Annotated in this window: 25 protein-coding genes; 15 read left to right on the top strand and 10 right to left on the bottom strand. The window is 70.1% G+C overall.

Features of this window, described 5'->3' with window-relative positions:
* Positions 1 to 198: 198 nt before the first annotated feature.
* Complete coding sequence (locus tag ACLF3M_RS26105; protein WP_430659927.1) at positions 199 to 1,146, bottom strand: LysR family transcriptional regulator; 948 nt, start codon at positions 1,144 to 1,146, stop codon at positions 199 to 201.
* A 126-nt stretch (positions 1,147 to 1,272) separates the two neighbouring features.
* Between ACLF3M_RS26105 and ACLF3M_RS26100 the strand changes: the two genes are divergently transcribed.
* Positions 1,273 to 1,458, top strand: coding sequence for a DUF1127 domain-containing protein (locus tag ACLF3M_RS26100; protein WP_430659926.1), 186 nt, complete (start codon positions 1,273 to 1,275; stop codon positions 1,456 to 1,458).
* Positions 1,459 to 1,500: 42 nt separating this feature from the next.
* Here the strand turns inward: ACLF3M_RS26100 and ACLF3M_RS26095 are convergent, their stop codons facing one another.
* Positions 1,501 to 1,884: a septal ring lytic transglycosylase RlpA family protein gene (locus ACLF3M_RS26095; protein ID WP_430659925.1), complete on the bottom strand. Its 384-nt coding sequence runs from the start codon at positions 1,882 to 1,884 to the stop codon at positions 1,501 to 1,503.
* A 450-nt stretch (positions 1,885 to 2,334) separates the two neighbouring features.
* Between ACLF3M_RS26095 and ACLF3M_RS26090 the strand changes: the two genes are divergently transcribed.
* From ACLF3M_RS26090 to ACLF3M_RS26075, 4 genes are all read left to right on the top strand, one after another.
* Positions 2,335 to 3,054, top strand: a complete 720-nt coding sequence (locus ACLF3M_RS26090) for an ImuA family protein (protein ID WP_430659924.1) — start codon at positions 2,335 to 2,337, stop codon at positions 3,052 to 3,054.
* An 83-nt stretch (positions 3,055 to 3,137) separates the two neighbouring features.
* The gene (locus ACLF3M_RS26085; RefSeq protein WP_430659923.1) at positions 3,138 to 4,619 is read left to right on the top strand and encodes a Y-family DNA polymerase; all 1,482 of its coding nucleotides are present in this window, start codon (positions 3,138 to 3,140) and stop codon (positions 4,617 to 4,619) included.
* Positions 4,619 to 7,924, top strand: a complete 3,306-nt coding sequence (locus ACLF3M_RS26080; RefSeq protein WP_430659922.1) for an error-prone DNA polymerase — start codon at positions 4,619 to 4,621, stop codon at positions 7,922 to 7,924. The genes ACLF3M_RS26085 and ACLF3M_RS26080 overlap by 1 nt, the downstream gene beginning before the upstream one ends.
* Positions 7,925 to 7,995: 71 nt before the next feature.
* Positions 7,996 to 8,439 (top strand): hypothetical protein, encoded by a 444-nt coding sequence (locus tag ACLF3M_RS26075; protein ID WP_430659921.1) that lies wholly within the window; start codon positions 7,996 to 7,998, stop codon positions 8,437 to 8,439.
* Between the two features lie 3 nt (positions 8,440 to 8,442).
* Here ACLF3M_RS26075 and ACLF3M_RS26070 read toward each other — a convergent pair whose 3' ends face one another.
* From ACLF3M_RS26070 to ACLF3M_RS26060, 3 genes are all read right to left on the bottom strand, one after another.
* Positions 8,443 to 9,021 (bottom strand): DUF882 domain-containing protein, encoded by a 579-nt coding sequence (locus ACLF3M_RS26070; protein WP_430659920.1) that lies wholly within the window; start codon positions 9,019 to 9,021, stop codon positions 8,443 to 8,445.
* The gene (locus ACLF3M_RS26065) at positions 9,021 to 10,535 is read right to left on the bottom strand and encodes a L,D-transpeptidase family protein (protein ID WP_430659919.1); all 1,515 of its coding nucleotides are present in this window, start codon (positions 10,533 to 10,535) and stop codon (positions 9,021 to 9,023) included. The genes ACLF3M_RS26070 and ACLF3M_RS26065 overlap by 1 nt, the downstream gene beginning before the upstream one ends.
* A 64-nt stretch (positions 10,536 to 10,599) precedes the next feature.
* Positions 10,600 to 11,352 carry an SDR family oxidoreductase gene (locus tag ACLF3M_RS26060; protein WP_430659918.1) on the bottom strand — a complete coding sequence of 251 codons (753 nt, stop codon included), beginning with the start codon at positions 11,350 to 11,352 and terminating at the stop codon, positions 10,600 to 10,602.
* An 83-nt stretch (positions 11,353 to 11,435) separates the two neighbouring features.
* Between ACLF3M_RS26060 and ACLF3M_RS26055 the strand changes: the two genes are divergently transcribed.
* Together ACLF3M_RS26055 and ACLF3M_RS26050 are read left to right on the top strand one after the other, a co-directional pair.
* Positions 11,436 to 12,335, top strand: a complete 900-nt coding sequence (locus tag ACLF3M_RS26055) for an isocitrate lyase/PEP mutase family protein (RefSeq protein ID WP_430659917.1) — start codon at positions 11,436 to 11,438, stop codon at positions 12,333 to 12,335.
* Positions 12,336 to 12,340: 5 nt separating this feature from the next.
* Positions 12,341 to 13,057: a haloacid dehalogenase type II gene (locus tag ACLF3M_RS26050; RefSeq protein ID WP_430659916.1), complete on the top strand. Its 717-nt coding sequence runs from the start codon at positions 12,341 to 12,343 to the stop codon at positions 13,055 to 13,057.
* A 2-nt stretch (positions 13,058 to 13,059) separates the two neighbouring features.
* On the opposite strand, the gene ACLF3M_RS26045 is transcribed toward ACLF3M_RS26050, so the two are convergent.
* Positions 13,060 to 14,046, bottom strand: a complete 987-nt coding sequence (locus ACLF3M_RS26045) for a Bug family tripartite tricarboxylate transporter substrate binding protein (protein ID WP_430659915.1) — start codon at positions 14,044 to 14,046, stop codon at positions 13,060 to 13,062.
* A gap of 77 nt (positions 14,047 to 14,123) precedes the next feature.
* Between ACLF3M_RS26045 and ACLF3M_RS26040 the strand changes: the two genes are divergently transcribed.
* From ACLF3M_RS26040 to ACLF3M_RS26025, 4 genes are read left to right on the top strand one after another with little or no spacing between them, the layout of a single operon-like run.
* On the top strand, positions 14,124 to 14,843 hold the full coding sequence (locus tag ACLF3M_RS26040) for a DUF1028 domain-containing protein (protein WP_430659914.1): 720 nt from the start codon (positions 14,124 to 14,126) through the stop codon (positions 14,841 to 14,843).
* A gap of 35 nt (positions 14,844 to 14,878) precedes the next feature.
* Positions 14,879 to 16,117, top strand: coding sequence for an MFS transporter (locus ACLF3M_RS26035; RefSeq protein ID WP_430659913.1), 1,239 nt, complete (start codon positions 14,879 to 14,881; stop codon positions 16,115 to 16,117).
* Positions 16,114 to 17,073 (top strand): Gfo/Idh/MocA family protein, encoded by a 960-nt coding sequence (locus tag ACLF3M_RS26030; protein ID WP_430659912.1) that lies wholly within the window; start codon positions 16,114 to 16,116, stop codon positions 17,071 to 17,073. The genes ACLF3M_RS26035 and ACLF3M_RS26030 overlap by 4 nt, the downstream gene beginning before the upstream one ends.
* 19 nt (positions 17,074 to 17,092) lie before the next feature.
* Positions 17,093 to 17,836 (top strand): SDR family NAD(P)-dependent oxidoreductase, encoded by a 744-nt coding sequence (locus ACLF3M_RS26025; RefSeq protein WP_430659911.1) that lies wholly within the window; start codon positions 17,093 to 17,095, stop codon positions 17,834 to 17,836.
* A gap of 10 nt (positions 17,837 to 17,846) precedes the next feature.
* Here the strand turns inward: ACLF3M_RS26025 and minE are convergent, their stop codons facing one another.
* The 3 genes from minE to minC are packed head-to-tail and all read right to left on the bottom strand — an operon-like array spanning position 17,847 to position 19,771.
* Positions 17,847 to 18,134: a cell division topological specificity factor MinE gene (minE, locus tag ACLF3M_RS26020; protein WP_430659910.1), complete on the bottom strand. Its 288-nt coding sequence runs from the start codon at positions 18,132 to 18,134 to the stop codon at positions 17,847 to 17,849.
* Positions 18,134 to 18,952 (bottom strand): septum site-determining protein MinD, encoded by an 819-nt coding sequence (gene minD / locus ACLF3M_RS26015; protein WP_430659909.1) that lies wholly within the window; start codon positions 18,950 to 18,952, stop codon positions 18,134 to 18,136. Before minD ends, minE begins: the two co-directional genes overlap by 1 nt.
* Before the next feature lie 39 nt (positions 18,953 to 18,991).
* Positions 18,992 to 19,771, bottom strand: coding sequence for a septum site-determining protein MinC (minC, locus tag ACLF3M_RS26010; protein ID WP_430659908.1), 780 nt, complete (start codon positions 19,769 to 19,771; stop codon positions 18,992 to 18,994).
* 185 nt (positions 19,772 to 19,956) lie between these two features.
* Here minC and ACLF3M_RS26005 point away from each other — a divergent pair, with 185 nt between their 5' ends.
* The 4 genes from ACLF3M_RS26005 to ACLF3M_RS25990 are packed head-to-tail and all read left to right on the top strand — an operon-like array spanning position 19,957 to position 23,251.
* Positions 19,957 to 20,409: an acyl-CoA thioesterase gene (locus ACLF3M_RS26005; RefSeq protein ID WP_430659907.1), complete on the top strand. Its 453-nt coding sequence runs from the start codon at positions 19,957 to 19,959 to the stop codon at positions 20,407 to 20,409.
* A 51-nt stretch (positions 20,410 to 20,460) separates the two neighbouring features.
* Positions 20,461 to 21,420 carry a D-2-hydroxyacid dehydrogenase family protein gene (locus ACLF3M_RS26000; protein WP_430659906.1) on the top strand — a complete coding sequence of 320 codons (960 nt, stop codon included), beginning with the start codon at positions 20,461 to 20,463 and terminating at the stop codon, positions 21,418 to 21,420.
* Entirely contained in the window at positions 21,417 to 22,247 is an 831-nt protein-coding gene (locus tag ACLF3M_RS25995; protein ID WP_430659905.1) for an alpha/beta hydrolase, read from the top strand. The genes ACLF3M_RS26000 and ACLF3M_RS25995 overlap by 4 nt, the downstream gene beginning before the upstream one ends.
* Before the next feature lie 53 nt (positions 22,248 to 22,300).
* Positions 22,301 to 23,251 carry a Bug family tripartite tricarboxylate transporter substrate binding protein gene (locus ACLF3M_RS25990; protein ID WP_430659904.1) on the top strand — a complete coding sequence of 317 codons (951 nt, stop codon included), beginning with the start codon at positions 22,301 to 22,303 and terminating at the stop codon, positions 23,249 to 23,251.
* A gap of 4 nt (positions 23,252 to 23,255) precedes the next feature.
* On the opposite strand, the gene ACLF3M_RS25985 is transcribed toward ACLF3M_RS25990, so the two are convergent.
* Complete coding sequence (locus ACLF3M_RS25985) at positions 23,256 to 24,455, bottom strand: Zn-dependent hydrolase (RefSeq protein ID WP_430659903.1); 1,200 nt, start codon at positions 24,453 to 24,455, stop codon at positions 23,256 to 23,258.
* Positions 24,456 to 24,481 lie beyond the last annotated feature (26 nt).

Genomic DNA, 24,481 nt, shown 5'->3' with positions numbered 1-24,481 from the left:
TGGGACAAAGAAGCCTGTCCCCTTTCGGGGCACTCAGGCCGCCTGTCCCGGTACCGCCAACCTCGGCGGGCCAGAGAAGCTAGCGGGTCTTGCCCGGAACTTCAAGTGGCCAACGCGTTCGTCGTCGGTGACGGGTATCTAGTCGCCTCGATCTGGGCTGTCAAACCCCCGACGACGAAAAACCGCCGCGCGCCTCGATCAGGCCGCCATGGGCACGTCGGACGAACCTGCCCGCCGGAATCCCTCCGTGATATGCGCCGCCAACGCGTCGGCGACGGGCACGTTCAGGGACGCCTCGTGCCGTACCAGCAAGATCCCCATCTCCGGCAGAGGCGGCAGCCCCTCGGCTTCGCCTAGCCAACTCAGGCCCTGGGGCAGCGTGCAGGGCGTGCTGACCGTGATCGCGAGCCCCGCCAGAGCCACAGTGAAACAACCGGTCTGGGTGGCCGAGTTGTAGGTCACCCGTGTTGTCCTGCCCTGCGCCCGAAGGGCACTCAGCGCGGCGTTCCGCCATATGCAGGAATTGTCGGGTCGAGCCAGCGCGAGCGGCAGGGGATCGCGCTTGTGCAACGCATGCGCCGGGCTGCCGACCCAGCGCAGCGGTCCGCGCCAGATCCGCTGCGTCGGCCAGCCCTGGGGCTCCTGACCTTCACTGATCAAGCTGAGGTCCAGGCGCCCATCCTGGATCTGCTGCGCCAGCACGTCGGAGTTCATGCAGGTGACGTCCAGCTCAACAGCCGGATGCGCTTCCGCGAAGCGCGCCAGGATCTTCGGCAGCCAGTTCAGGGCATAGTCGTCCGGCGTGCCGAGCCTGACCGTCCCCACCATCGGCGGAGAGCGGAAATTGCCGACGATCTCGTCGTTCAGGGTCAGCAGCGCGCGTGCCCGCTCCAGCAGCCACATCCCCTGCGGCGTCGGCTGCACGCCACGCGGCGTGCGCACCAGCAGCGGTTGACCGAGCAGATCCTCGAGCCGCTTGATCTGCATGGAGACGGCGGACTGCGTCCGCCCTACGCGCTCTGCGGCGCGGGTGAATGAGCCGCCTTCGATGATCAGCACGAAGGTGCGCAACAGGTCGGGATCCAACCCCGGTGGCAGACCGAACATGCGCCCAACATCAATCCGCATGATGCCAATCGTCAACATAATTCGTTGGATTGATGATTGCGATCGGGTGAGGCTGCCTGCGGTTCGAAGCAGAGGGAAAGGACCGCAGAGATGTCCGGCTCCGTGATCAGCCGTCCCGTTGCCTGCCAGGCGCGGAGGCAACCGGTGGGCTGGCTTGCCTGGCTCGCCCTGATGATGCGCACGATCGAGACCCGCCGCCACATTGCGGGGATGGATGAGCGCATGCTCAAGGACATCGGCATCTCGCGCGCCGATGCCCATCAAGAGGCAAACCGCGCGCCCTGGGACATCGAAACGCTGTCGCCGCATGCTCCCTGGATGTGGCGCTGACATCGGTGGTGGGGCCGCGGTGACCCGCGGCCCCGATCGGGGTCAGTCGAGGCCGCTCTGGCCGTCGCGCCCGCGATTGGGCAACTGGCCCACCGGCCTCACCTCCACAGGAGCCAGGCCAGCGTGGCGCATGCCGAGTTCGTCGGCGATGCGGGGCGAGAGGTCGATCACACGCCCACCGACATAAGGCCCGCGGTCCTCGATCACCACGCGGCGCGTTTCGCCGTTGCTGAGGTTGGTCACGTCCGCGACGGTACCGAGCGGCAGGGTTCGATGCGCGGCAGCGTTCGAATTCGGGTCGAAGCGATCTCCATTGGCCATGGGGCGGTTCGTGAAGTTCTGCGGATGGTAGTAGGACGCCGTGCCCCGCTGGACCTGCCGGTGCTGGGGTTCGGCTGCCAATGGGCCGGCCAGGCTGAGCATCATCGCGGTCGCAATCAGTAGATTCAATTTCACTGCCCTGTCTCCAAATGCCGTGGTGCCTCCCCCTCCGGGCATGGCGAGCGAGACGCGACAGGACGATGACGGTTGCGATCTCCTCACGGCTTCGTAAGCGCCCGCCTCACGCGCAGGGGAGGCGAGGCCGTGTCATCAGGGACGAGTCGCTGAGGGTTGCGGTGGCAGGAGGCGCTATGCAGCGTTGAGAAAGGGGGAGCCGCAGAAACGCTTGGCGATAGGCGAGAGCTCGGAAGAAAGCTCTTGTCAGATCTCAGAATTATTCACTAATATGTTGATTATATATAATATTCTGTGCCTCCCACGAGGCTTCGCCCGCAAACAGCTTGACCGGCGACGATGCATGATGGGAACATATAGTGAACAATTCCCATGTCCTCCGACAACGCCCCCTATCCACAGCCACCCGAGCCCTTGCCAATGGACCGTCCGGCCCTGCTCGCCGCGCTGCGGGCTCGGGTCGGCCGGCTCGAGCGTGCAGGGGCCGCGGCTGCGCTCGCCCGAAGCCAAGCCGGGGTCGTGCATTTGTCCGAAGACATCGATGCGCATCTGCCTCAGGGCGGGTTGGCCCGCGCCGGACTGCACGAAGTTCTGGCAGCGGAGCCTGGGGCAGCCGCGGGCTTCGCGGCAGTCATCCTCGGGCGGACCGGCGGGCCGGTCCTGTGGATCGGGCCCGATCCCGATGCCTGGCCGTCGGGCCTGGTACGCTATGGCCTGTCGCCGGCCGAACTCGTCCTCGTCCGGGCACCGCGGCCGGCCGATGGCCTCTGGGCGATGGAGGAGGCGCTGCGCTGCGCCGCCGTTGGCGGGGCACTGCTGGCCTTGTCCGATATCGACCTGACCGCAGCCCGGCGCCTGCAGCTTGCCGCGGAGGCCGGCGGGGCACTCGGCCTGCTGCTGCGTCCGGATACCGAGGAAGCCGGCCCCTCAGCCGCACTGACGCGTTGGCGGGTTGATGCGCTGGCCGGCAGCGGCGGCTCCGCGCACAGCCTCGGGGATCCACGCTGGCAGCTCGATCTGCTGCGTGGCCGAGGCAGCACGCCGCGGAGCTGGACGGTGGCTTGGCGCACCACGACCGACCGGCTGGAGACCGAGGGCGGCACCTTGGCCGCCCCCACGCGCAACCGGCGCCGTGCATGAGCCGGCGCCGCGCCGCCCGCCCGCCCCACCTGCCGCTGCCGGGACTGGGCCCGCCATCGGACCCTTTTTCCTTCAGACAGGCAGTGGGCGTCACGCCCGCCGCCAGCGATCGCCGGCATCTGGCCCTCGCCCTGCCCTGCCTGGCGGTGGAGCGACTGCGACGCCGGGGCCCGGTCCTGGTCTGGCACTCCATCGGCCCACGGCGCGAGGTTGTCGCCGTCGCCGGGATCGCCGGCATCCGCCCCGGCCAGGCCCTGTCCGATGCCCAGGCCATAGCCCCTGATGCCGAAGCGATCGAGGCCGATCCCGCCGCGGATGCCGCCTTCCTGGAGCGGCTCGCCCTCTGGGCCATGCGCTTCTCACCCCTCGTCGCCATCGCAGGGACCGAAGCACTGGTGCTGGACATCACCGGCGCCGCCCATCTCTTCGGCGGCGAGGCCGCGCTGCTGCGCCGGGCGGAGAAGGGCATGGCGCGGCTTGGCGTGACGGCCTGCGGCGTGACGGCAGGCGCGCCGGGCACGGCGCTGGCCCTGGCACACGCCGGCGCCTCGGGGCTGGTGGTGCTGCCGGGCCAGGAGGCCGAGGCGGTCGCGCCGCTCGGCCTGTCGGTGCTGCCGGTGGATCCGGACATCGTGGCGACCCTGGCGCGGATGGGGTTGCGCAGCATCGCGGAGGTCCGGCGCCAGCCACGTGCTCCGCTGGCCCGGCGCTTCGGCGCGGCGCTGCTGCGCGCGCTGGACGAGGCAGCAGGCGAGATCGCCGCGCCGGTCTCGCCGATCCGCCCGCCGCCCGAATTCGACGCTACGCGAGAGTTCCTGGAGCCGCTGATCACGCGAGAGGCCATCGACCTCGTCGTGGACGGCCTGTTGCGGGTCCTCTGCCGCAAGCTGGAAGCCGCCGGCCGCGGCGCGCGGCGCGTGGTGCTGCGCGCGCATCGCGTGGACGGCGCGGTGCAGGAAGTCGCGATCAGCATGGGCCTTGCCGGCCGCGATCCCACCCATCTCGCCCGGCTTTTCGCGGAAAAGCTGGAGAAGCTCGAACCCGGCTTCGGCTTCGACCGCATCACCCTCGGCGCTGAGGTGACGGAGCCCATGACCGGCACCCAGGGCGCCTGCCTCGGCGGGTCCGGCGCGTTGCAGGCCGATGAACTCGCCCGCCTCTTCGACCGCCTGGCGCAGCGCGTGCAGGTCTGGCGCCTGGCCCCCGCCGAGAGCCACTGGCCGGAACGCGAGGCGATGCGCGTCGCCGCCACGGCGAGCATCGTGGTGCCGCAGGGCTGGCCGCGCGCCCCACGCCCCCTGCGCCTGCTGCGCCGCCCCATCGAGATCGGCGCCGTCGCGATGGTGCCGGACGCGCCCCCTTCCCTGCTGCGCCTCGGCAGGACTGCCCATCGTGTGCTGGCGGCGGAAGGGCCGGAACGGCTGGAGCCGGAATGGTGGCGCGAGCGGCCGGACCGGCCGGGCCGCGACTACTACCGGGTGGAACTGGCGTCCGGCGCGCGGCTCTGGGTCTGCCGGTCCGGCTTCGGGGCGGCGGCGCGCTGGTTCATCCACGGGCGGCTGTGATGCCCATCGAACTCGCCGCCATGTCGAACTTCACCTTCCTCGAAGGTGCGTCGCATCCCCGCGAATACGTCGCGGCCGCGCATGCGCTGGGGATGGAGGCGATCGGCATCGCCGACCGCAATTCCGTTGCCGGCCTAGTGCGCGGCCTGGTCGCGGCGGAGCAGGCCGGCATGCGCTTCGTCGCAGGGATCCGGCTCTGCCTGCAGGACGGCGCGGAATACCTGGCCTGGCCCGCCGACCGCCCAGCCTGGGGCCGCCTCTGCCGCATGCTCTCCGAGGCGCGCATGCAGGGCGAGAAAGGCGAGATCCACCTCACCCGCGACATGCTGATCGCCGGCGCCGAGGGCAGCGTGATGGCTGCCATCCCACCGGCGCGGCCCGATGTGGGTGTCCTGCGCCGGATGCGCGGAGACGCGCAGGCGCTGCGGCGCCGCCTTGCCCTGCCGCTCTTCTGCGCCGTGGATCACCGTTGTCGCGGCGATGACCAGGCGCGGCTGGACCTGCTGGCCTCGAGCGGCCTGCCCCTGATCGCCGCGGGCGGCGTGCGCTACCACGTCGCGTCGCGCCGGCGCGTTGCCGATGTGCTGACCGCGATCCGGCTCGGCACGACGGTCGAGCGGCTGGGCTACCACGCCGAGGCCAATGCCGAGGCCTACCTCCTGCCGCCGCAGGAAGTGGCGCGCCGCCTGCCCCGCCATCGCGAGGCGATCGAGGCGGTGCAGCGGGTGCTCGACACCTGCAAGTTCTCGCTGCGGCAACTCTCCTACGAATACCCCGACGAGATTCTCGATCCCGGCCGCACGCCGCAGGAAACGCTGGAAGCGCGCGTCGAGGCCGCTTGCCGCGAACGCTGGCCCGATGGCGTGCCGGACGCCGTGGCGAAGCAGATCGAGCATGAGCTCGCGTTGATCGCGCAGCTCAACTACGCCGCCTATTTCCTGACGGTCCACGAGATCGTGCGCTTCGCGCAGTCGAAGGAAATCCTTTGCCAGGGCCGCGGCTCGGCGGCGAATTCGGCGGTCTGCTTCGCGCTTGGCATCACCGCCGTCGCGCCGGACAAGCACGATATGCTGTTCGAGCGCTTCATCTCCGCCGCCCGCGACGAGCCGCCCGACATCGACGTCGATTTCGAGCATGAGCGGCGCGAAGAGGTCATCCAGCATATCTACGACCGCTATGGCCGCGACCGCGCCGCCATCGCCGCGACGCTGATCCGCTACCGCGAGCGCAGCGCGATCCGCGAGGTCGGCAAGGCCATGGGCCTGACAGAGGATGTCACCGCGCGCATCGCGAAATCCGTCTGGGGTTCCGGCGACAAGTCGCTGGCCGATCTCGCCGCCGACAACGGCCTGCGCCCCGACGCCGATCCGCGCATCCGTCACGCCATGGAGATCGCCGAGGAGATCCAGGACTTCCCGCGCCACCTCGCCACCCATGTCGGCGGCTTCGTCATCACCCGCGGCCCGCTGGTGGAGCACACGGTGGTGGTCAAGGCCGCAATGGAGAACCGCACCACGATCGAGTGGGACAAGGACGACATCGAGGCGCTGAAGATCCTGAAGGTGGATGTGCTGGGCCTCGGCATGCTGACCTGCATCCGCCGCGCCTTCGAGCTGATCGAGGGGACGGGCGGGGAGCGCTACACGCTGGCTTCCGTCCCGCAGGACGACGACGAGACCTATGCCATGCTGCGCAAGGCGGACTCGCTCGGCGTTTTCCAGGTCGAGAGCCGCGCGCAGATGAACATGCTGCCTCGGCTGCGGCCGGAGAAGTTCTATGACCTCGTCATCGAGGTCGCGATCGTCCGCCCCGGCCCGATCCAGGGCGACATGGTGCATCCCTATCTGCGTCGCCGGAACAACGAGGAGCCGCGGGACATCCCGCCTGGCCTGGAGGAGGTGCTGGGCAAGACGCTCGGCGTGCCGCTGTTCCAGGAACAGGCGATGAAGATCGCGATCGTCGGCGCCGGCTTCTCGCCCGGCCGCGCCGACGAACTCCGCCGCGCCATGGCGACCTTCCGCAATACCGGGGAGATCTGGAAGTTCCGAGAGGAGTTCCTCTCCGGCATGGCGCAGAATGGCTATGACGCGGACTTCGCGGAGCGCTGCTTCCGTCAGCTCGAGGGCTTTGGCACCTATGGCTTCCCGGAAAGCCATGCCGCGAGCTTCGCCTCGCTCGTCTATGTCTCGGCCTGGATCAAGTGCCATCACCCCGCGGCCTTCGCCGCGGCGCTGCTGAACAGCCAGCCCATGGGCTTCTACGCCCCGGCGCAGATCGTGCGCGACGCAAGGGACCATGGTGTGGAGGTGCGGCCGATCGACGTCGTGTGGTCGGACTGGGACTGCACGCTGGAGGGTCGTAGAGAAGTGGCTCCCTCCCTGCCCTCCCCCGCGACTGCGGGGGAGGGAAAAAGCGCCGCGCCTGAGCTTCTGCTCCCTCCCCCGCAGTTGCGGGGGAGGGATGGGGAGGGGGCAGTCGCCCTCCGCCTCGGCCTCCGTCTGATCGCCGGGCTGAAGAAGGAGGACGGCGAGGCCATCATGGAAGCGCGCGCCGTCGCGCCCTTCCGCGACGTCGCCGACCTCGCCCGCCGCGCCAGGCTCGACCGCGGCGCGGTGGATGCGCTGGCGCGGGCCGATGCGCTGCGCGCCCTGACCGATGGTCGTCGCCACGCGCTCTGGGAAGCCGCAGGAATCGAGGCGCCGCTGCCGCTGTCGGAAGCGCGCGACGACCTCAAGCCCAGCCTGCCCGCCGAGACCGCCGGCGAGCAGACCGTGCTGGACTATGCCGCGACGGGCCTGTCGCTGCGCCGGCATCCCGTCGCGCTGCTGCGACCAAGGCTGGCCGAGCTCGGCGGCGTGGACACGCGCGCGCTGAACGCCGCGCGGCAGGGGCGATGGATCAAGGTCCCCGGCCTCGTCCTGGTGCGGCAGCGGCCGGGCAGCGCCAAGGGCGTGGTGTTCTTCACCATTGAGGACGAGTTCGGCACCGCCAATCTGGTGCTCTACCCCGACATCGTCGCACGCGACCGCGCCGCGGTGGTCGGCGCCCGGCTGGTGCTGGCCGAGGGCCGCGTCGAGCGCACCGAAACCAGGGAAGTCCCGATCATCCACCTCGTCGTCCGCCGCCTGCACGACTGGTCCCGCCTGCTCGACGGGCTGCACACGCTGGAGGAGGCGAGATGGGACCGCGTGCTGGCCAATGCCGACGAGGTCCGCAGCCCGAATCTGCACGATCCCCGCGATCCTTCGATCCGCGCGGCAAAGCGGGGCGCCGCGGCCATGCCACCATCCCGTGACTTCCGGTGATGCCGTCCTGCAGTTGAGAATCATTCTCAATTCAGCCAGACTGGCCGGGCGCACAGGGAGACCCCGGAACGATGGCGACACGCGGACTGCCCGCATGGCCGTACACCGATGCGACGCCGGAGGACCTGCCCCCGGCCGAACGCCTGCTGGTGGATGCCGCTCGCGCCTGGGCCGCCGCCTGCCGGCGCGGCGAGCCCACGGCCCCTGCCCTTCGCCGACTGCTGGCAACGGAACGCGCCGAGGCCGCGGCCGGACCCCTCGATGCGATGCTCCGCGCCCTGGCGCAAAGCGCAGCCCTCACGATCGGCTGCGAACTCTGTCCCCGCCTGGTCGGGGAGGAAGCACCAATCCTGCTGGCCGTCGCCCTCGCGCAGCGTGGCCGACGACGGGAAGCTCTGGCCTGCCTGCTGAAGCGCCTGCCGAACGCGCAGACCTATTCGGCGATGGCGGCGGCGATCGCCGTCGGCTGCGCATTCCGCGCGGCCGGCCTGCGCTTCAACGACCCGTGGGGCTGACGCTCACCAGCGACGGACCGGCCCGCAATCCAGATGCATGAAGCCGTCGCGGCGATACAGGCCCACACCGCCGAGCTGCAGGTCGGCCGCACGCCGCGCGACCTCCAGGCTGCTGCGACCCGGAATCCGGCAATCCGCCGCCATCCCCGACATGTGCAGCGACACCGTGGAGACCCGCCCGCTCTGCCGCGATCGCGCCGCGTTCGTCTCCGGCGTGCGATACCCGCTGATCACGTCGAAGCCTTCGTCGCTGTCCACGGCATCCGCCACGGCGAAGAGCACGTCGAACAGGCGCGGATCCATCGGCGTCACCTCGGCGGCCGAAAGATCGCGGAAGACCACGTCGAGCTCGCGAAGGGCCTCGCGGTCGTAGCGGCCGTCGCGCCAATAGACGCCCGAGAAGGTCTCGTTGGTGATCTGCCGCCGCACGGTCAGGCTTCGCGTCGCGCCCTGCGCAAGGGTGGGCGCGGCGATGAGCGACGCCGCAGCGCCCGCGGCCGCCGCCAGGAAGCCGCGGCGCGGCATGACCTGCTCCGCCCCGCAACAGGCGCAGGTGGCCTCGTGCCCGAAAAGTCGTGCCATCACCGCGCGCCCGAAAGCGACGCCATCTGCGGACGCGCCGGCGCGGCCATCGCGCGCGCATACGCCGCATCCAGGTCGTAAATGTCGGGACGCACGCGCACATGCGCGCCATCCACCGTCACGGTGCGATAGCGCAGCAGCACGGGCAGGCTGCGGCCGAGCGTCATGGTGCTCGTCGCACGGCTCTCGATCGCGCGCTGGGCGCGCGGGACATCCCAGCCCGGCGTGCCTTCCAGCAGCATCGCCATGAAATCCAACGGTCTCTCGAGCCGTATGCAGCCCGAGGAGAAGGCGCGGTCGGGCCGCCGGAAGAGATGGCGGTCGGGGGTATCGTGCATGTAGATGTCGTCGCTGTTCGGCATGATGAACTTGATGCGGCCCAGCGCATTCGCGTCCCCGGCATCCTGACGGATCAGGTAGGGGAAGCGCTGGGCGTTGTACTGCGACCAATCCACTGTCCGCGGATCCACCTCAACCCGCTCGCCATTCACGACTTGGTAGATGCGGAAGCCGCGGTCCATCACGGCCTGCGGGTCACGACGAAGCCGCGGCAGCAGATCCTCTCGGGCGTTGCGTTCCGGCACACCCCATTGCGGGTTGAACTGGATAGACGTCATGCGCACGCGCAGCATCGGGGTTTGCCGGTCGCGCCGCCCGACGACGACCGCCATGCCCAGGATCTCGCGCCCGTTCTCCGTGACGGAGAGGCGGTAGTCCGGCACGTTCACCTCGATCCGGCGCTCATTCCCCTCGGGCGCCGAGGCTCTGCGCATGTCGAGCGCCACGCGAAGCTGGTCCACGCGGGCGGAGGCCGGGCGGTTGAGCAGAGCGATGGAAATGCGGCCGACGCGGCCATCGACCTCGAGCCCGTTGGCCTGCTGCCAACGCTTCACCGCGGCCTCGAGCGCGGGGTCATAGAAGGCGCCCCTGTCCGGCGTGGCAGCGAGTTCCTGATCCTCTGCCGCCAAGCGTGCACGCAGGGCCGGCACGCGCACGGCATCGGTGCTGCCAGGCTCGATCGTCGCATCGCCCGGGATCGTCCCCCAGCCCCGCCGCGCAATCAGCTTCGCCCGCGCCAGCTCCGCCTTCAGCGTGGCAGCCTCGGGCGGGAGCAACGCCGCACGGTCGATGACGCTTGCAGGATTGGCGGAGCCCGCAAGCTCGGCCTGCCAACGCTCCACCTGAACCGAGGCGACGTCGCGACGCAGGTCGGGTCGGCCTCGCAGTTCAGGCACCCGGCCGACCAGCAGGTCGTGCAGCGCCAGGCTCGCCGCGCGCTGCAGCGCGGCACGGCCCTCGGGACCGGCGGCGGAGGCAGGATCAGGAATGTTGTAGTGCCGGGGGTCGAGGCCATCCTGGTCGAGTTCGAGCAGTCGTTCCGCCAGACGCGCGGCGCCCACGGAATCCACGGCCAGGGCGGCCGGCCCGGCAGTGACGGCTTCGGCCGGAGACACCAGGCGCCCAGCCGCAAGGCCAAGGGCGGCACCCAGGAGAGGTCGGCGGGTCGTTCGCATCTCCGCGAGATACCGCTCGCGACGCCCCCTTGCCAAGCGTCAACCCGAGTCGCACAGCGACGGGCTACCGCCCCCCGCTGACGTCCAGCACCGCCCCGGTCACATAGGATGCGGCTGGAGACAGCAGCCAGAGAACGGCCTCGGCCACCTCCTCGGGCGTGCCCAGGCGCTTCATGGGGACGGTCGGCACGATGCGGTCCACACGTTCGGGGATGCCGGCCGAGGCATGGATGGCAGTGTCGATCATGCCCGGCGCAACTGCGTTCACCCGGATTCCCTCGCCGACCAGTTCCTTGGCGAGTCCTCGCACTAAGGGATCCACGGCGCCCTTGCTGGCGGCGTAGTGCACGAACTCGAACGGTGAGCCGAAGGCCGGCGCGCGTGACCCGACGCAGACAATCGCGCCGCCCCGGCCGCCGCGGGACGTGGCCATCCGCCGCGCAGCCTCCCGGCAGGCGGTCGCTAGCCCGATCACGTTGATCTCCATGACCCGCCGCCAGGTCTCGTCGCTGCTGTCGAGGAAGGACGAGGCCGGCCCGGTGATGCCGGCATTGGCGACGAAGGCGTCGAGCCGACCGAACCGCGCATCCCCGGCGGCGAATGCCTGGGCCGTTGCGGCTGGATCGGCCGCATCGGCCTGGACCAGTTCGACAGCGGCGCCGGAGGCCCGGCAGGCGGCCGCCGTTGCCTCGGCGGCGGCGCGATCGCTGCCCCAGGTCAGCAGCAGGTCATCCCCCCGCGCCGCCGCCAGCCGGGCGACGGCCGCGCCGATCCCCTTCCCTGCCCCGGTGATCGCCAGCACAGGCTTTTCGGTCATCGTCCTACCCCTTCGGCTCCCCGGCCACGTTGACGCCGGGCGCCGGCCGCGTCACCCCTCCTCCGATCACGGAGGACACAGCCATGGCCGACCCCAGCCTTCGCCGCGCGCTCGACGCGAACGAGTTCATCCTCGCCCCCGGCGTCTTCGACATGATCTCAGCGAAGGTCGCGGACGGCATGGGGTTCAAGGCGCTCTACGCCACGGGCTTCGGCACGGTGGCGTCGCATCTCGGCGTCGCGGATGCGGGCATCGCGACCTACACCGACATGGTCTCGCGCATGGGCACGATCGCCCGGGGCTGCCGCACGCCGCTGATCTCCGACGCGGACACCGGCTATGGCGGGCTTCTGAACGTGCGTCACACCGTGATGGGCTACGAGGCCGCGGGCGTGACAGCAATCCAGCTCGAGGACCAGGAGATGCCGAAGAAGTGCGGCCACACGCCCGGCCGCCGCGTCATCCCGGCCGAGGAGATGGCGCTGAAGATCCGCGTCGCCGTCGAGGCGCGGAAGAGCCCGGACTTCCTAGTCATCGCCCGCACCGACGCGCGCACCACGCTCGGCCTGGACGAGGCGATCCGCCGCGGCCAGATCTACGCCGAGGCCGGCGCCGACGTGATCTTCATCGAGAGCCCGGAGACCGAGGCCGAGATGGCCGAGGTCGGCAGGCGCATCAGGAAACCTCTCTTCGCCAACATGGTGGAGGGCGGCCGCACGCCGATCCTGCCGGCGGAAAAGCTGCACGCCATGGGCTACCGCATCGCGATCTATCCGGCGGTCGGCTTCCTGACGGTCGCGGCAGCGCTCGAGCGCGCCTACGCCACCCTCAAGAAGGATGGGCATTCCAACAACCTGCCGGCAGACGCCTCCTACGGCTTCGGGCGGATGTGCGAGCTCATGGGCTTTCCCGAGGTCTGGGACTTCGACCGCAAATGGGCGGAGATCGCGGGCAACCTGCCGCCGCAGAAGGCGGCGGAGTGAGAGGCATGCAGGGGGTCCGCGCGCTGCTCTTCGACGTCTTCGGCACGGTCGTGGACTGGCGCAGCGGCGTCGCGCGCGAGGCGGCGGTGTTCTTCGCGCGCCGCGGGATCAATGCGGACCCGCATGCCTTCGCCGATGCCTGGCGCGACCGCTACCAGCCCGCGATGCAGGCCGTGCGCAGCGGCGTGCGGCCCTTCACGCGGCTCGACACGCTGCATCGGGAGAACCTGCTCGGCATCCTCCGTTCGGTCGGCGTGGATCCGACTGGGCTGCCGGAAGCCGAGATCGACGATCTGAACCGAGCCTGGCATCGGCTCGATCCCTGGCCGGATTCCATCGGCGGCTTGGAGCGACTTAAGAGCCGCTTCATCATTGCGCCGCTGTCGAACGGTAATGTCGCGCTGCTGCTGAACATGGCGAAGCGCGCTGGCCTGCCGTGGGACGCGATCCTGGGTGCCGAGGTCGCGCAGGCCTACAAACCGCAGCCCGAGGCGTACCTCCGGACTGCGGATATCCTGGGCCTCGATCCCGCCGCCTGCATGCTGGTCGCCGCGCATAACGGCGACCTCGCCGCGGCACGGCGATGCGGGCTGCGGACGGCTTTCGTCGCGCGACCGACTGAGCACGGGCCGAACCAGGCGACCGACCTCGCCCCGTCCGAGGCCTGGGACATCGTGGCATCGGACTTCAACGACTTGGCAACCCGGCTCGGCTGCGCCTGACGTCACTCGCTTCGGATGCCGCCCTCGCGGATGATGGGCGTCCACCGCGCGACTTCGCTCCGGATGTGGTTGGCGAAATCCTCGGGCGAGCCGCCGACGACCATGCCAGCCTGGCCGTTGAAGATGGTCTGCTGCACGTCCGGCATGGCGATGATCCGAGCGAAGACCTCGTTGATGCGTCGGGTCAGCGCGGGATCCATGCCAGCCGGCGCGGTGATGCCGTGCCAAACCGCGACCTCGAAGCCAGGCAGCACGGTGGACACCGCTGGGATGCCCGGCAGCAGAGGCGTGCCACCCGTCGTGCCGATTCCGATGGCCTTCGCATTGCCGGCCCGGATCTGCTGGAGGCCTGAGGAGACGGTCGGGAAGCCGAACTGAGCGTCGCCGCGGACGAGCGCGGTCACCATCTCCGCGCCGCTGCGATACGGGACGTGCACCATCCTGATGCCGGCCTCGCGCAGGAACAGCGCCATGAAGAGATGGCTGCCATTCCCGTTGCCAGCCGAGGAATAGGTGAAGCGATCGGGCCGCGCCTTCGCCTGGTCGATGACCTCCTGGACGGTGTTGGCCGGGACCGAGGGATGCGCCATCAGCACCGCCGGCAGGTTCACGAGTTGAATTATCGGCGTGAAGGAGGTCGGCGGATCGTAGGCGAGCGAGGGGATCAGTTCCTTCCCGATGGCGTTGGCGCCGATATCCGCCATCAGCAGCGTGTAGCCATCCGGCCGCTCGCGCGACACGGCGAGCCCGCCGATCGTCCCGCCGGCGCCGGCGCGGTTCTCGACGACGAGGTTCTGCCCGCCGCTGACTTCCGCGAACTTCGCGGCCACTGTGCGCGAGAGGGTGTCTATGGCGCCGCCCGGGCCGAAGGGGACGACCAGGCGCACGGGCTTGTCGGGCCAGGTCGCCTGCGCGCGCGTGCCGGCGGGCCAGAGCGCCGGAACGGCAAGGCCAGCCAGGACAAGACGGCGCGTGATGGCGCGGGACATGACGGTTCCTCCCTGCAGGTCTTGGCGCCGGAATAGTCGCCCTTGCCCCGCCGGCGCAACCGCGCGACGAATCCGGGATGACCTGGTCCATCGCCGCCCATGACCCCGCTACCGGCGCCTTCGCCGTGGCCGTCGCGACCTGCGCCTTCGCCGTTGGCGCGTCCTGCCCCTTCGTGCGGGCGGGTGTCGGCGCGGTGTCCACGCAATCCATGACGAACCGCTATCTCGGGCCCGCCATCCTGGATGGCATGGAACGCGGCTTGACGCCGGCAGCCGCCATCGAAGCTGCTCTGGTCGGCGACGAAGGAAAGGGCATGCGCCAGGTGCACGCCATCGACCGGCATGGCCGCAACGCCGCCTTCACCGGCGCGAACTGCGTGGAATGGTGCGGCGACCTCGCGGCCGAGGGCGCGTCCTTCGCCGGCAACATGCTCGCCGGCTCGGCGGTGCTGACGGAAACACGGGCGGCCTGGTCGAAGCACGCGTCGCTGTCATTGCCGGAGCGTCTTCTCGCGGCGATGGATGCGGGCGAGGCCGCCGGCGGAGACCGGCGCGGGCGCCAATCCGCGGCGCTCACCGTGGTGACGACGGAGGACTTTCCCGACCTCTCGCTCAGGGTGGACGACCACGCCGAGCCCCTGCCGGAACTGCGCCGCCTGCTCGGGCTGTGGCGGCGCTCGCGCGCGCCTTGGCTGCACGAACAGCCAAGCAAGACCAACCCATCCGGCAATACGGACATGGACGCGATCGAGGCGCGCTGGATGGCCGCGGGGTTGGATATCCGCTTCCGCCGGTAGACGAGGCGCCATTCCCGCGACAGGCTTGGGCCGAGATGCGCGTTTCCTGGGTCGCCGCCCTCTCGGTCACGCTGATGGTGCAGACCATCGGCACTTTCGTCAGCCAGACAATCCCGGTCGTCGCGCCGAGCATGACGGCCGATCTTGGCCTGCCGCCGGAGACGATCGGCAACTTCGCCTCCATCAACACGCTCGGCGCCATCCTTTTCCTGCTGTTCGGCACGCCGCTTGTCGCGGCCTTCGGGCCGGCGCGGATGCTGCAGATCGGGACACTTGTCGGAAGCGCGGCACTCGGGCTGGCGGCGCTGGGGCAAGCCTGGCTGGTTCCAATCGCGTCGCTGCTGATGGGCATCGGCTACGGGCCAACCGGTCCGGCCGGCAGCCGCATCCTGCAGGCAACGGCGCCGCCGCGGCATCGCGTGCTGATCTTCTCGGTGAAGCAGGCCGGCGCGCCGGCCGGCGGCGCACTGGCGGGGCTGATCGCGGCGCCGGTGGCCGCCATCTGGGGCTGGGAAGCCGCGCTTCTCGTCGGCATCGCACTCGGCTGCGGCGTCGCCTTGGCCTTGCAGCCCATGCGCGACGTCCTGGACGCCGAGCGCCTGCCCGACGTCCCGCTGAGCGAGGCGCTCACCCTTAAGCGCCTGGCCGCGCCGGTCACCACGCTGAAGATGAACCCGGTGCTGCCGCCGCTCTGCGTGCAGGCCTTCGCCTTCGCCTGCCTTCAAGGCAGCCTGTTCAACTTCACCGTGACCTGGCTGGTGGAGGCGCACGGCCTGACGCTGACCGCCGCGGGCACGGTCTTCGCGACGATGCAGGTCGCCGGCGTGCTGGGCCGGATCGGGCTGGGATGGGCGGCGGACCGGCTGGGCGACGCGGTGCGCAGCCTGACGGTTCATGGCCTGCTCGCGGCGCTGCTTTCGCTGATCTTCGTTCTGATGGCGCCCTCGGCACCTTGGGCTCTTGGCCTCGTCCTCGCCTTTCTCTGCGGCTTCACCGCCGCCTCCTGGAACGGGATCTTCCTGGCCGAGGTCGCGCGGGTCGCGCCACCGGACCGCGTGGCGGAAGCGACCTCGGGGGCCATCATGCTGTGCTTCCTGGGCTACCTGACCGCGCCTTCCGTCTTCGCCTTCCTGGTGGCGCATACCGGCAGTTGGTCGCTGCCCTTCTTCGTCGCCTGTGCCGTGCTGGCCGCGGTCTCGCTGGTCATCCTGGCGTGGCGGCTTTCGCAACTCAGGGCCGGTCGCCAGGCCGGCCATCACCGGAGCGACCCATGACGGTCAGGCTCGGCATCATCGGCTTCGGAATCATGGGCGAGCGGCTGGCCCGCGCGGCACTCGACCACGACGCGGTGGAGCTTGCCGCGGTCTGGGATCCCTCGCCGGCCGCAGCGATGCGCCTGGCCGGCGTGGGGACGAGCGCGCCGATGCTCACCTCCCCCGGCGCTGTCATCGCGGCTTGCGACGTCCTCTACATCGCCTCGCCACCCTCTTCGCATATCGAGCATGCCCGCGCGGCGATCGAGGCCGGCAAGGCGGTCTTCCTGGAGAAGCCTCTCGCGTCCGACCTGCCGGCGGCGCGCGCCTTCGTAGCCGAAGCGGAGCAACGCCAAGCCAGGGCAGCCGTGAACTTCCCCATGGCATCCTCCCTCGCCGTCGAGCAGTTGTCGGCCTGGCGCCAGACGCTCGGCGCGCCGCGCAAGCTGACGATCCGCCTGGATTTCGCAAGATGGCCGCGCGGCTGGCAGCAGGCGGCCGCACCCTGGCTGTCGCGCCGCGCCGAAGGCGGCTTCACGCGGGAGGTGCTGTCGCACTTCCTCTTCCTCACCAGGCGGCAGCTTGGGCCGCTGGACCTGCTGTCGCGCGACGCCCGCTTCCCAGCGGGCGACGGCTCGGAGGACGCGATCTCGGCGACGCTGAAGGCGGGTGGATTGCCCGTCGAGATCACCGGCGAGGTCGGCAAGACCACAGCCGACGACCACAACCTCTGGATCCTCGAATCCGAAGGCGGGGCGGTCCGGCTACGCGACTGGTCCTTCGCGGAGAAACTGGGCGCGGATCGCAGCTGGCACGCCGCACCGGATGCGCTGCCGAACGAGAAGATGCGCCCGCTGGTGCTGAAGCGTCAGTTGGACAAGGTCGCCGCGCTCACAGCGGGCCGGCCGCAGAACCTGGCGACGCTTCGCGAGGCGCTCGAAGTGCAGGAAATCGTCGAGGCCATTCTGGGTCTCTGACCGACAGGAGGGGTGGATCATGCGCGAGGTAGCGGTCGTCACCGGAGGCGCGAGAGGTATCGGGCGTGGCTGCGCGCACGCGCTGGCGGAGCGCGGGCATGACCTGGTGCTGGTGGACCTGCTGGTCGCGGAGATGGAGCGCACGCGCGGCGAGCTCGAGAGCATGGGCGCCCGCGTCCTGACTTTCGAGGCCGATGTTGCCGACCACGCCCGCGCAAAGGAGATCGCCGCGGCCGTCGAGCGCGAGTGGGGCCGCTGCGACGCGCTGGTGAACAATGCCGGCAAGTCGAACCCCAGGACGATCCTGGACTGCACGGAGGAGGAGTTCGACCGCACGATCGCGATCAACCTTAAATCCTGCTTCAACTACATCCAGGCCTTCGTGCCGCTGATGCGCAAGGGCGGCGGCGGCCGGATCGTCTCCATGTCGTCTCTCAACGCGCATACCGGCGGCGTGACGAGCGCAGTCAGCAAGTTCGCCTATGCCAGCGCGAAGGCCGGCATCCTCGGCATGACACGTGCGCTGGCAAAGGAGTTGGGACCGGAGATCGCAGTGAACGCGGTCTGCCCCGGCGTCATCGAGACAGAGATCGGCAACGTGCTGACGCGGTCGCGCGGCGCGGAGCTCGCGAAGAAGATCGCCCTGCAGCGCGTGGGCAAGCCGCAGGATGTCGCGCGCACCGTCGCCTTCCTCGCGACCGATCAGTCCAGCTTCATCACGGGACAGCACATCATCGTGGACGGCTTCCAGTGGGAGATCTAAGCGGGCGAGCCTAGCTCGCTGCCCGCATCCGATCTGCGCCGGGTCCCGGCAGGTCGATCTCGATCGCGAGCGTGGACATGTCGCCGCCGCGGTCGAGCGAGACGTTCACCCGGCCCGGATCGATCGCGACATAGCGTGCTACGACCGCGACGATCTCCTGCTGCAGCTTCGGCAGGAAGTCCTCCCGCGTGCGGCCGATTCGCTCGTGCGCGAGCACGATCTGCAGCCGCTCCTTCGCAGCCGCGGCGGTCGGCGGGGTCTCCTGCTTGCGAGCCCGGAAGAAATCGAGCCAGCTCATCAGGCAGCCCTCCCCCCGAACAGACGCGAGAACAGGCCCTTCTTCTGGGCCTCGAGGAAGCGATGCTCGACCTTGTCGCCGAGGAAGCGCCCGACCGAATCCTTGTAGGCCTGGCCGGCGACGCTGTCGGTGTCCAGCACGACCGGCGTGCCGGTGTTGGACGCCTTCAGCACGCTCTCGCTCTCGGGGATCACGCCGAGCAGCGGGATGGCCAGGATCTCGCGGATGTCGTCGAGCTTGAGCATCTCGCCTTTCTCGACGCGTGCAGGGTCGTAGCGGGTGACGAGCAGATGCTCCTTGACGGGCTCGCGCTTGTCCTCCGCCCGCTTCGACTTGGACTGCAGAACGCCGAGGATGCGGTCGCTGTCGCGTACGGACGACACCTCGGGGTTTGTCACCACGATCGCCTGATCGGCATAGTAGAGTGCGAGCAGCGCGCCCTTCTCTATCCCGGCGGGGCTGTCGCAGATGACGTAGTCGTTGTCCTTCAGCAGTTCCTCGATGATCGTGCCGACGCCTTCGCGCGTCAGGGCATCCTTGTCGCGGGTCTGGCTGGCCGGAAGGATCTGCAGCGTGTCCACGCGCTTGTCGCGGATCAGCGCCTGGTTCAGGCGCGCGTCGCCCTGGATCACGTTGACGATGTCGAACACCACGCGTCGCTCGACCCCCATGATGAGGTCGAGGTTGCGCAGGCCGACATCGAAGTCGATCACGGTGACCTTCTTGCCGCGCTGCGCGAGACCGGTCGCGAAGGCAGCCGAGCTCGTGGTCTTGCCGACGCCCCCCTTCCCCGACGTGATGACGATGACTTCCGCCATGCTTACCCCCTGCCCGGACACCTGGGACCTCACTGGGCATCAGCCCAGCGGATCGAACCTCATCTGCTCGCCGACAAGCCGGGCCATGACGGCCTTGCCGATCGGGGCATTCCCCAGCCCGTCGCGCACGGCGTAGTAGCCGGCGATCGAGACGAGCTCGGGCTCGAAATGCGTCGCGAAGACCCGTGCACCCATCTCGGACTGCCCGCCCGCGATCGCCCGGCCGAGCAACCGGCCGTAGACGTGGATGTTCCCGTCCGCGATGACCTCGGCGCCCGGGTTGACCGTGCCGATGACGATGAGGTCGGTACCCTGGGCCCAGATGCGCTGGCCCGCGCGCACCGGCTGGTCCACGACCAGGGACGGCCTACCAAGCCCCGCCGGCTGCGGTTCCGCCGCAGGAGCCGGAGGCAGTGGCGGCGCGGGTTCCGCGACCGTCGAGACCGGCGCCTCGGCCAGGGGGATGTCGGTCTCCTTGCCGCCGGCCAGCTTCAGCGGCGGGAGCCCGGCGCCCATCGCGGCGTTCCGCATCTCCGGCGTGCCGCCAGTCGTGCCGACCGGGACAATCTCGATCGCCCGCAGCCCTTGGGCCAGCGCGGCGAAATCCACCTCCGCCGGCTGCGCCTGGATGTCGTCGAGGCCGATCACGATCGGGGCGAAGCGCAGGAAGCCGGGCGCGCGGCGGAATTGGTCGCCGAGCGCCGGAACGACCGCCTCGGCCCGATGATCGAGCAGACGCAGAACCAGCAGGTTGAAATTGGCCCCGCGCAGCCGGAAGGGCTCAAGACGGGCGGCAGGGGGCCTGGAGGCCGCGGACATCGCGCTTCGGGTTCTCGGGATCGGGTCTGTGACTCCTGCATAGCAGCGCCTTGGCTCGCGGCGAAGCGGCGCGAGGCCATTGTTCCGAAACAGAACGACTTGGCCGAAAATCCTGAGGCATTCATGCAACCGCGACTCGGGCACCCCCTACCCTGCTTTCTGCTGACGACGGAGCCAGCCGCCCCATGGCCAAGAGCCTGCCGACCCGTGCCGATTACCGGTTCTTCCTCGCGATCCCGACCCGCTGGATGGACAACGACGTGTACAGGCACGTCAACAATGTCACTTATTATTCCTGGTTCGACACGGTCGTCGCCCGCTTCCTGCTGGCTTCCGGCGCGATCAACCTGACGGACAGTCCTGTCATCGGCGTCGTGGTCGAGACGCTCTGCCGCTACCACGCCCCGGTCGCCTTCCCGGAGACCGTCACGGCCGGGCTGCGCGTGGACCGGCTGGGCAACACCGCCATCCGCTACGGCATCGCGATCTTCCGCGAGGACGAGGAGGCCGCGAGCGCCGAGGGGCACTTCGTCCACGTCTATGTCGACCGCGCGACCCAGACGAAGCCGCAGCCCCTGCCAGAAAGCCTTCGCGCTGCCGCGGCCGCGTTGGTCGTCGCTGCACCCGGCGCCGATTGACGCCGTCCTGCCCACGCAGCAAAGCGGGGCCAGCCTGCGGGAGAGACGGACATGCCCACGCTGAAGCGCCTCGCGATCCTCGACGACTACCAGGGCGTGACCCTGTCGATGGGCCCCTGGGACCGGTTGTCCGGCCGCGTCCAGATCGATGTCTTCCGCGACACGCTGAAGGACCAGGACGCGCTGGTCGCGCGGCTCGCGCCCTTCGACGGCATCCTCGCTATGCGCGAACGCACGCCCTTCCCCTCGGCGCTGATCGAGCGCCTGCCGAACCTCAGGCTCCTGATCAGCACGGGGGAGCGTAACCGCGGCATCGATGTCGCCGCGGCCAAGGCGCGCGGCATCACGGTCTGCGGGACGGCGAGCTTTGGCGCGCCGACCGTGGACATCACCTGGGGGCTGATCCTGAACCTGCTGCGCGACCTCCCGGCGCAGCAGGCTTCGCTGCGTGCCGGCGACTGGCAGACCAGCGTCGGCACCTCGGTCGAGGGGCTGACCCTCGGCGTCGTCGGGCTCGGCAAGTTGGGTACGCGAGTGGCCAGGATCGGCGCTGCGTTCGGCATGAAGGTCATCGCCTGGAGCCAGAACCTCACAGCCGAGAAGGCCGCCGCTGCCGGGGCGGAGCTTGTGTCGAAGCAGGAGCTCTTCGCCCGTGCCGACGTCGTCACGCTGCACCTGATCCTGTCCGACCGCTCGCGCGGGATCGTCGGCGCAGCGGAGCTCGGCGCGATGAAGCCCCGGGCTGCGATCGTGAACACCTCGCGCGGACCGCTCATCGACCAGGCCGCGCTGGTCGCCGCGCTGAAGGCGGGACGCATCCGGGCCGGCCTCGACGTCTATGACGAGGAGCCGCTGCCGCCCGGGCATCCGCTGCTGTCCTGCCCCGGGACGATGCTGACGCCGCATCTCGGCTACGTCTCGACCCAGAACTACGAGGCCTATTTCCGCACTGCCGTCGAGGTGATCGAGGCCTATCTCGCGGGCAGCCCGATTCGGGAGATGCAGCCATGACCCGACTGCCGGCCTTCTGGGCATCGGCGAGCCAGGCCGAGCGCGACGCCGCCTACAACAACGCGGCCGCGGTGGCCTGCAGCGCGCAATGGACCACGGAACGGGACGCCGCGGCCGCCGCGTTCCGGACCGCGCATCCGGCCCGTCTCGACCTCCGATACGGCGAAGCGGATCGCGAGGCCTGGGACCTGTTCCCTGGGCCGCGCCGGGACGCGCCCTGCCTGGTCTTCATCCACGGCGGGTACTGGCAGCGCAACCGTCGCGAGGATTTCGCGCATTATGCCGAAGGTGCGCTCGCCATGGGCTGGTCGGTCGCCTTCAACGGCTACAGCTTGGCGCCCGAGGCGTCGCTGACGCGGATTGCCTGGCAGGTGCAGGCGGCGCTGGACTGGCTGTCCGCGCACGGACCGGAGCACGGCATCGGCGGTCCGATCGTCGCCTCCGGCTGGTCGGCGGGCGGCCACCTGGCCGCCCTGGCGCTCGAGCATCCCGCGGTCACCGCCGGCCTCGCCATCTCCGGCATCTTCGAGCTCGCGCCAATCCGCGACACCTACCTCAACGCCGCGCTGAAGCTGAGCGATGAGGAGATTGCGGAGCTATCGCCCATGCGGCGGCCCGTGGTGCACAAGCCACTGGCCATCGCGTATGGCAGCGCGGAACTGCCGGAGCTCTGCCGGCAATCCCGGGACTTCCATGCGCTCCGCAGCGCGGCGCATGCGCCGGGGCCGCTGGTGCCGGTGCCCGGCGCCGATCACTTCCAGGTCCTGGAGGCGCTGCGCGTGCCTGATGGCTCCCTGCTGCGGGTCGCAGCCACCTTGCTGGACTGACCGCCGCGCGGGAACATGCGCGGGCTCGGACCGGACTGAGGGAGGAAGGACCGATGAAGCGACGGACCCTGCTGGCGGCTGGCTTGGCGCTGCCCGCGATCGCGCGCGCGCAGGACGGCGCGCTCCGCATCGTCGTTCCGGCACCGCCTGGCGCCTTCAACGACGGCCTGGCGCGGCTGCTGGCGGACCGGCTGCCGGCCTCGCTCGGCCAGACCGTTGTCGTGGACAACAAGGTCGGCGCCGGTGGCATGATCGGCACGCGGGAAGTCGTGCAGGCCCGCCCTGACGGCCGCACGATCGGCATCGCCAACACAGCGACGATCGCCATCAACCCGCACCTCTTCGCGAATGCCGGCTTCGATCCGCTGCGCGACCTCACGCCTGTCTGCGGCTGCGCGGAGATCGAGATCGTGCTGGTCTCGCCGCCGCGCGCCGGCATCATCTCGGTCGCCGACATGGTGGCCAAGGCGAAGGCGCGGCCTGGCGCGCTGAACTATGCCTCGGCCGGCATCGGCGGCAGCACGCACCTGGCGTTCGAACTGCTTAAGCTGCGCGCCGGCGTGGACATCACCCATGTCCCGTATCGCGGCGCCGCGCCGGTCGCGACCGCGCTGCTCGCCGGCGAGATCGACGTGGGGTTCGAGGGCATCCCACTGCTGCTGCCGCACATCCAGTCCGGCGCGCTGCGCCCGCTCGCCGTTTCCGGCAGCCGCCGGCACCCGCAATTGCCGGATGTCCCGACCGTGCAGGAAGCCGGGATCCCGAGCTACGAGATGGTGATCTGGTTCGGCCTGGTCGCGCCGAACGGGGTGCCCGCCGCCGCGCTGCAGAAGCTGGAAACCGAGACGCTGCGCGCCCTCTCGGAGCCCGCGATGGCGGAGCGGATCTCGCAGCAAGGCGCCACGGTCCGCGCGCGCAACGCCGCCGACTTCGGCGCCTTCATGCGCGCAGAGCACGCCAAGTTCGGCGAGGTCGTCCGCACCGCCCAGATCAAGGCGGAATAGCGAGCTATCGCGCGAGGTAGCGCGCCGCCCCTTCCGCCAGGACCTCGACGCCGAGCGCGAGGTCCTCCTCCTTCGTGTCCTCGGCCCAGTGGTGGCTGATGCCGCCGATCGAGGGCACGAAGAGCATCGCGGCCGGCATGACGCGCGAGAGATACTGTGCGTCGTGCCCCGCGCCGCTCGGCATGCGCTGCCAGGCGCCGGGCGCCAGCGCCTCCGCCGCATCGGCCAGGGCCTGCTGCATCTCGGGATCACAGAGCGCCGGCGTCGAGAGGGCGACGGGCTCCAGCACGCAGGGGCACTTCTCGCGCCGGTTGCTCTCCTGCACCAGGGCGCGCAGGCAGTCCTCCATGCGGGCGATGACGGCACTGTCCACATCGCGCAACTGGAACAGCACCTCGCAACGGCCAGGGATGATGGATGCCGCGCCGGGATCCAGGCTGATGCGCCCCGTCGTCCAGGTGCTGCGCGGTCCACGCACCAGGGGGAAGTGACGGTCGATCTCGGCGAGCAGCCGCACGGCCGTAAGCCCGGCGTCGCGGCGTTCCTCCATCGTCGTGCCGCCAGCATGATCCTGCATGCCGGTGAAGGTCAGGCGGTACTGGCGGATCGCGACGATGCCCGTGACCACGCCGATGCGCAGATCGGCGCTTTCGAGCTGCGTCCCCTGCTCGATATGCATCTCGAGGAAGCCCTTGTGGCGGCCGGGCTCCATGCGGATGCGGGGGCGGCCTTCGAGCCCCGCCTCCTTCAGCGCCTGGCGCAACGGCTTGCCGTGGTAGCGGTTGGCGAGCCGGTCGATCTCCTCCTCCTCGAGCTGGCCGATGAAGCTGCGGCTGCCGATGAAGCCGCCGTAGTGGCCTTCCTCGTCGGCAAAGGCCACGACGTCCACGGGCAGCCCCGCGCGCGCCAGCGCCACGCCGCCGAGGACGCCGAGCGCGCCGTCCAGCCAGCCGGCCTCGTTCTGGGTCTCGATATGGCTGCCGACCAGCAGCTTCTGGCCCGGGCCCTTGTGCCGGCCGATGACGTTGCCGATGCCGTCGAGCTCGGACTCCAGCCCGACCTCCTCCATGCGCGTCATCAGCCAGCGGCGGCTTTCCATGTCCTCCGGCGTGTAGGTCGGGCGATGCACGCCGGTCTTGAACTCGCCGATCTTCCGCAGCGCCTGCAGGTCCGCGATGAAGCGCGCGGTGTCCACCTTCGGCATGAATGCTCTCCTTCGGTCGCGGGCGG

Origin of the sequence: Falsiroseomonas sp. HW251 (genome assembly GCF_050563545.1) — a bacterium.
Lineage (GTDB): Bacteria > Pseudomonadota > Alphaproteobacteria > Acetobacterales > Acetobacteraceae > Falsiroseomonas.
Note: the sequence above shows the minus strand (reverse complement) of the source record. Positions and strands in the feature narration are given on the sequence as shown.